Source organism: Idiomarina sp. UBA4206, assembly GCF_002383015.1.
Taxonomy (GTDB): Bacteria; Pseudomonadota; Gammaproteobacteria; order Enterobacterales; family Alteromonadaceae; genus Idiomarina; species Idiomarina abyssalis.
In genome coordinates this window covers 11,297-17,788 of record NZ_DFTS01000031.1, presented here as the reverse complement: position 1 = coordinate 17,788, position 6,492 = coordinate 11,297, and the positions used below count along the sequence as shown (strand labels likewise).

The 6,492-nt window shown below is 49.2% G+C and carries 5 protein-coding genes; 2 read left to right on the top strand and 3 right to left on the bottom strand.

Annotated elements, in window-relative coordinates:
• Nucleotides 1–2,614, bottom strand: a 2,614-nt coding sequence (locus tag B3180_RS06510) for a YceI family protein (RefSeq protein ID WP_286843640.1), incomplete at its 3' end; no start/stop codon positions are given.
• A gap of 27 nt (nucleotides 2,615–2,641) precedes the next feature.
• Entirely contained in the window at nucleotides 2,642–3,205 is a 564-nt protein-coding gene (locus B3180_RS06505) for a YceI family protein (protein WP_286843638.1), read from the bottom strand.
• 115 nt (nucleotides 3,206–3,320) lie between these two features.
• On the opposite strand from B3180_RS06505, the gene B3180_RS06500 reads away from it, so the two are divergent.
• The gene (locus tag B3180_RS06500) at nucleotides 3,321–3,584 is read left to right on the top strand and encodes a hypothetical protein (protein WP_286843636.1); all 264 of its coding nucleotides are present in this window, start codon (nucleotides 3,321–3,323) and stop codon (nucleotides 3,582–3,584) included.
• A 25-nt stretch (nucleotides 3,585–3,609) separates the two neighbouring features.
• Here the strand turns inward: B3180_RS06500 and B3180_RS06495 are convergent, their stop codons facing one another.
• On the bottom strand, nucleotides 3,610–4,188 hold the full coding sequence (locus B3180_RS06495) for a hypothetical protein (protein WP_286843634.1): 579 nt from the start codon (nucleotides 4,186–4,188) through the stop codon (nucleotides 3,610–3,612).
• A gap of 1,119 nt (nucleotides 4,189–5,307) precedes the next feature.
• On the opposite strand from B3180_RS06495, the gene B3180_RS06490 reads away from it, so the two are divergent.
• Nucleotides 5,308–6,492: SulP family inorganic anion transporter (locus tag B3180_RS06490; RefSeq protein WP_286843632.1), on the top strand; the 1,185-nt coding region annotated here is incomplete at its 3' end.

Here is a 6,492-nt window from a genome sequence, read left to right as displayed (position 1 = left end):
GGGCGGCGGTAACTTTGGTGGGTGTGGTCAGCGCGCGGCTGCGGAACACGTGATACGAATTTTTAAACACCTGACGCATCGGATCCATCATACGGTGGCAGGCATAACATTCCGCGTTGTTTGGACCGGCGTGAGCGTTATCGATTGCACTTTGGTCGCCAGACGGCGTGATGTCACCCGCTTCAAAGGTTAAACCCAAGCCGGCAATCATGGTTTGGTTTGCCGTTACGCGGAAGCTATTGCCGGTATTGCTTTCCCAGCTTTGGAAAAAGGCGGGCGTAGTAAAAAAGCCCACACGAGGTGCGTATAAGCTATAGCTGCCACCCGCCGGGATGGCTCTTAAACCGCTCACCATACCTTGCGTATCGGAGAAAGCAGCGCGACTGGTGCCCTGTACCAAACGCACGGTACGCCAGTCACTGTAGTCATCTATGCCGCTACAAATAGCGGTTTCATCCACGCCGCCACCGTCGTTGTCGCCACATAAATTAGCAAAGGATCTGAGATCGGTTCCAAAAGGGAAACGCGCCTCATAATCTGCATAACTTAACGCAGTCAGGATGGCGGTGGTCACCTCCCACTCGCGGGTAGTGGCAACGGTGCGGAAATCTTTATTGCTGGTGAAGATTTTGTAGGCTGTGCGCACAAAACTCTCTTCCAGGGTGGAGATCAGTTTCACTCCATCCATCACTTTGGCGTTGTTGAGCACATCAAACTGGTTGCGCCATTGGGTGTCTGGATTGACATTCTTTTGCTGCAAAGCGAGCTGCAAAAACGATTTGAATTTCACTTCAAATTCGGGTGTCGCCATCCAATCAGTAATCTGTTTTTTCAGCGCAGTCTGATCAAGGCTGGTGCCAGCGGGGCTCACTTTATTCAATTCAGCGCCGGTGACTGCGCCGCCGTGCAGCAGCAATTTCACTTTATTGAGCGCGTTAAAAGGCCGTGTCGGCTCAAAGGGTTTGGTCGCTGGTGGCTCGGGAATATCGGCGGCCGCGGCTATGTCGCCCACCCATTTTTGGAAGCATTGGAAGTGCGCTGGTGAGACGCCAGTACTAGTGCCAAACGGCATTTTTTGTGCGCATTGCGTACCGGAATTAGGGTCGACTAATTTAAGCAACAGCGAGTTGCTCGGGTTGTTCAGGTCGATAACTTTCTCGCCACCACATTTACTGTTAACTGAATTCACATTGCCCAAACGATGCGCAATTTCTTCCAGTGTACCGGTCAGCGCAAACTTGGCGGCCTGACTGGGGCTGGCAGCATGGCAGGAGGAGTTGGTGCAATTCAGTTCCGCGCTTTGCATCAAGGTTTGCATGTTGGAACAGTCTACCGATGCCACCGGGGTAGAACTGGCGGCACTGCTAGAACTTTTGGCCACCGAGCTGGAGCTTTTGGCGCCAAACTGATTTGCTACACCAGCCGCTACATCTGCTGCACACTGGCCGACACAGTTAGCTGGGTTACCCTGCGGCATGGTCAGGTCAATTTTTGATATCAGCGTATTGTTGCTGACACGTGCGGGAATATTGCTAAACAGTGCCCCGCCAGCGTGACACCCTGCACACTGGGCTGCAAACAGGGTTGCGCCGGTGGCGGCATTGCCTGGCTGTACGGCGGTAGAGCTTTTGGCACTGCTGGAACTTTTAGCAACTGAACTGTTGATTACTGAATTGGTACTGGATGCACTGCTCGCTTTGGTGTAAGTCAACGCGACAGCGGTGGTCGGTGCCGAGGGAATGCTATCGATCAGGCTGATAACTTTGTATTCATAGGCACCGGGAATAGCTGCCAAGCTATCGTCATAGGTCACTGTATTGGGTGCGGTTTTAGTCAAGCTGATCCAGCGCGCATCGCTGCCTTTGCGGCGCACGATAAATCCAGTCTCGTTGGCATTTACATCGGCCCAGGTCAAGCTCGCCAATCCGGTGACCTGGCTGATGGTGCCTTTAAGACTTTGTGGTGCTACCGGCGGGGCGGTTAGGGCGATGGCAGGTACATTGGTCGGATTACTTTTGGTCAGCGACATTTTGAAATAAACCGGCACTCGCTCGGCAATATTGATCGCGCCGGCTACGGAACGCAGCGCTTCAATACCGGCATTGAGGTCGAAATCGGCGCTATTAATTAAAATCGGTTTGCGCGGTGTGAGGCTGACATTGGTGGCGCTGAGTTTGAGCAGGGTGGCATCAAAGGTGATCGCCTGGGTAACACCGTGCAGAGTCAAATTGCCGTTGAAAGTTTGAGTGCTCACACTGCCCACTGCCAGCGTATCAATCGCGGTTAAATTCAGCTGGGTAGTGAAGTGCAAGTTAGGCAGCATACTGGTTTCAAACAGCAGGTTTTGCATACGGGTATTGCGCAGGTCGATGCCGGTTAGCAACCTGGTTAAAGGAATCGTCAAAGTGGCGGTACCATTGCTCGCCACTGTGCCTTGTAGTTGGCTGAAAGTGAAATTCTCCGCCACGCTGGTATTTTTGATCGAAACAAAATGCAGTGATGATTTACTGGTATCAACAAGCCAGCTCGCGCTGCCTAAAGTCTGGCTGTAGGCCGATGCACAGGTCATCAGCAATCCTGTCGTTAGCAGTGCGATTTTCAGAAATGTTTTCATGATGTTATTTTCTCTCTGCACATCTGATTAACGAGCGTCGAAGATAAGGGTGAAATCCACCGGCGCCGTAGCGCTGATAGAGGCAATGCCCACCGCCGCCCGCAGCGCTTCAATACCATTGCTAAGGGCGTAATCAGCCGGGTTGACCAGCACCGGGGCGATGGTTTGCACAGCAACACGTGTAGCACTCAATTTATGCACCGAAAGCTTGGTAGTCAGCGTTGTTTTTACACCGTGTAAATCCAGTTCGGCGCTGATGTTTTGTTGGGTTTCTGCGCCAATCGCCAAACTGCTGAGCAGATTGCTTGGTAAGTTAACGGTGGCCGTTGCGGTGGGGAATTGCGTGGTTTGAAAGAGTAAATCGCGCAGGCGTTGATCGCGCAGGGTGATGCCGCTGTTCACGCTATTCAGGTCAATAACCAGCTTGGCAACGTTTTGGGTGATATCGCCGGACAAGCTGGCGAAATGACTCACTTCAAGCGTATGGGTGTTTTTTGCGCTGACAAAGTTGAGGTAAGAATTGGCCGAGTCCAGCTGCCAGGTGCTGGTTGCAGCGGCGCTACTCTTGGATGAACTGCTTACCGCTGTCAATGAACTCTTGCTGCTGCTTGATAATTTGCTACTAAGTGTACTGCTGGCAGATGAACTGGATAGGCCAATGCTGCTCGACACCACTCGGCTATAAGAAGATACGCTGGAAAAATGTGTGCTACTGTTAAGTACACTGCTGGCAGATGAGCTAGACAGGCCAAGGCTTGAGCTAGAAGGTGAAGGTGCGATACTGGATGCCACTGAGCTGCTATTGGCTTCTACTGAAACGGCCGAGCTTGAGTCAACCGCAGGTGCACTACTGGATCCCAGCGCAGGTGAGGCATCGCTAGATTCGATAGGGCTACCGCCGCAGGCGTATAACAATGCAATCGCACTACAGAGTGCAATTCCTTTGAGCAAGGTAGTGGCAAATGATTGAGTTAGCATGACGATTGCTCTTTAAATTAAGAATAAAAATTCTGGGGGAACTCGCAAGAATCTTTGCGGTGCAGGTTATACAAAACACTGCCAGCAACAAGAAAGGCGATAAATAAAAATGCGCCGTACACTGTCATTACAAATTCATAGCTGACATTGTGATTCCAGTTGCGCGCAATACCGAGGTAGCACGCAAACAACCAAGAGACCGATGAAATAGCACCGGTAATTACTACCAAAATTTGTTCGTGGGCAGAAAATGTCAGCAGGCCACTGGGAGAGGTAATACGCGCGAAACTGAAAAAGTGCAGCAGCAATCCATTGAGTGTCAGAATTGATACCACGGTGTATTTCGCCCAGAGTTTTTCATTTAACAGATATTGTTGAGGGGCATCTAAATAGCCCATCACAACCAGCGTCAAGCCTGAAATCCAGAGCGCAACCAGAGCGACAAACATCACATCTGCCGACTTTGATAGCTCTTGAATGGCTGTTTTTGATAAGGGTTTACCGAGCGATTTTGCCAGCGCTAAATCCTGATTCAGCAGAATCCCAATAGAGATACAGGCGGCAATTAAATGGATGTAAACGATCAATGTTTTCATAAATCCTCTGCATTTAGACAAAGCTTCGCCACAGCCAGTGCATGTCAATGGCTAAAGTGATGGGTGCGTCTCTTGTCTCAACTCGTTAAATAATTAAACCAAGCAGTTAAACCAATCTTATTTATGTAACCAATGCCTGAACAACAAGCAGCAGTGGAGTGAGTCATACCATTTCATGGAAGTGATCCTAGTGAAATGCTGACTGCGTTTTGGTTAACTGGGAAAACGGAACGGCGGAATTATGTCCTTTGTGCTGAGTGGGGCATCAGCATAAACGGATCTAAAGCAGCACTGCTATTAGACCTTCTCCTTATTGATACTGCACTTTACAAAGCTTTTCACTCGGATTCTATTTGGTAGTTCTCACAATCATATTGACGCCTTACACAACGCTAGAAAAGATAGTGCCTCTAATATCGATCTGCACATTTTTTAACCTTGCCAAATTTTGCCTCGGCTGCTAAGGTGCGCGCACTTTTTTATGTGAAGTCGTTAACAGTTATGATTCGGTTACCTTCGGCATTAACGCCGCCTTAGTTTTTCTCTCCCTCCGTTAGATTGCGTCTGGCTATTGCTGGCGTGCAATGTTTTATATTCTTTTGTTTTGCTAATAAATTTGCGTCTGCGCTGAAATTTTTAATATGGCAGCGCAGTGGTATTTGTTATAACCGCAAATTGTGTGCGATTTTTAATAGGTGTTTTTTTTATGTTAACGACCCTGAAAGAANNCGCTTCATTTGCTTTAATGCCCAGTAAGAGCCGGTGTTTTCCATGGCCACATGTTAAAATCCCGGGCTTCGGTGCCGTTAGCCGCACCGACGTTTAATCCGTTCTGCGCTGTGTTGGTCTTTGCCACTGGCGTTTTAACTTACCGACCCATGTAAATTTCCTTTCTTCTCTGATTGGTTTCATTGAACCGATCCAGCCTGATTTTTGCGCCGTGTTCAAGCCCAGCCGTCAAGGTTTCCGGGCTTGCAGCGTACTTCCATAAACTTTGCAAAAACTAGGAGTTCCCGTGCGGGCGTGTCTTGCAGCTGCCCAAAAAAGAGATTGTTGCCGGCTGCGATTTGTTATCTGCTCGTGGGTTCGCTTTAATTTGCAAATTGTTGAGCTTCCCCCATGCAATTCAAAAAAATTCAAGAAGAGTGGTTTTCCAACATTCGCGGCGATTTTTTATCGGGCCTGGTTGTGGCGCTCGCATTAATTCCGGAAGCGATTGCCTTTTCAATTATCGCCGGAGTCGATCCTAAAATCGGTTTGTATGCCTCCTTCTCTATGGCGGTAGTGATTGCCTTTGCCGGTGGTCGCCCAGCGATGATCTCTGCCGCAACCGGTGCCATGGCACTGCTGATGGTGACCTTAGTAAAAGAGCACGGGCTGCAATATTTATTGGCGGCGACGCTATTAACTGGCGCGATTCAAATCGTCGCGGGTTATTTGCGCTTGGGCGATTTGATGGGTTTTGTCTCCCGCTCAGTCGTTACCGGTTTTGTAAATGCACTGGCAATTTTAATTTTTATGGCGCAGTTGCCCGAGCTTACCGATGTCACCTGGCATGTGTATGCCATGACCGCTGCGGGGCTCGGCATTATCTATTTGTTTCCCTACATTCCTAAAATCGGAAAAATAATTCCCTCGCCTCTCGTTTGCCTTCTGGTGCTCACTGCGATTGCATTAATTTTCAAAATTGATATTCGCACCGTAGGCGATATGGGTGACCTACCCGATACCTTGCCAATTTTCTTGTGGCCAGAAGTACCGCTCAACCTTGAAACGCTAATGATTATTCTGCCCTACTCGATTCCACTGGCAGCAGTCGGTTTATTGGAATCCATGATGACGGCGACAATTGTGGATGACATGACCGATACCACCAGCGATAAAAATCGCGAGTGTAAAGGCCAGGGTATTGCTAACGTCGCCACCGGCTTACTCGGCGGTATGGCCGGTTGCGCGATGATCGGCCAGTCGGTTATCAACGTAAAGTCCGGCGGCCGCACGCGTTTATCAACATTTCTCGCCGGCGCGCTGCTATTAATCATGGTGGTGTTTTTAAGCGATTGGATTTCTATTATTCCAATGGCGGCATTAGTCGCCGTGATGATTATGGTATCCATTGGCACCTTTAGTTGGGCTTCCATTCGCAATCTAAAAACCCATCCGCTCTCATCTAATATCGTTATGCTCACCACTGTAAGTGTGGTAGTTGCAACTCATAATTTGGCTTATGGTGTATTTATTGGTGTGCTTATGGCCGCTATGTTTTTCGCCAACAAAATTGGCCACTACATGGCAGTCACCTCA

Coding starts and splice junctions, on each gene's coding strand:
- B3180_RS06495 (WP_286843634.1), bottom strand. CDS start 4,188: ATGAAAACATTGATCGTTTACATCCATTTAATTGCCGCCTGTATCTCT.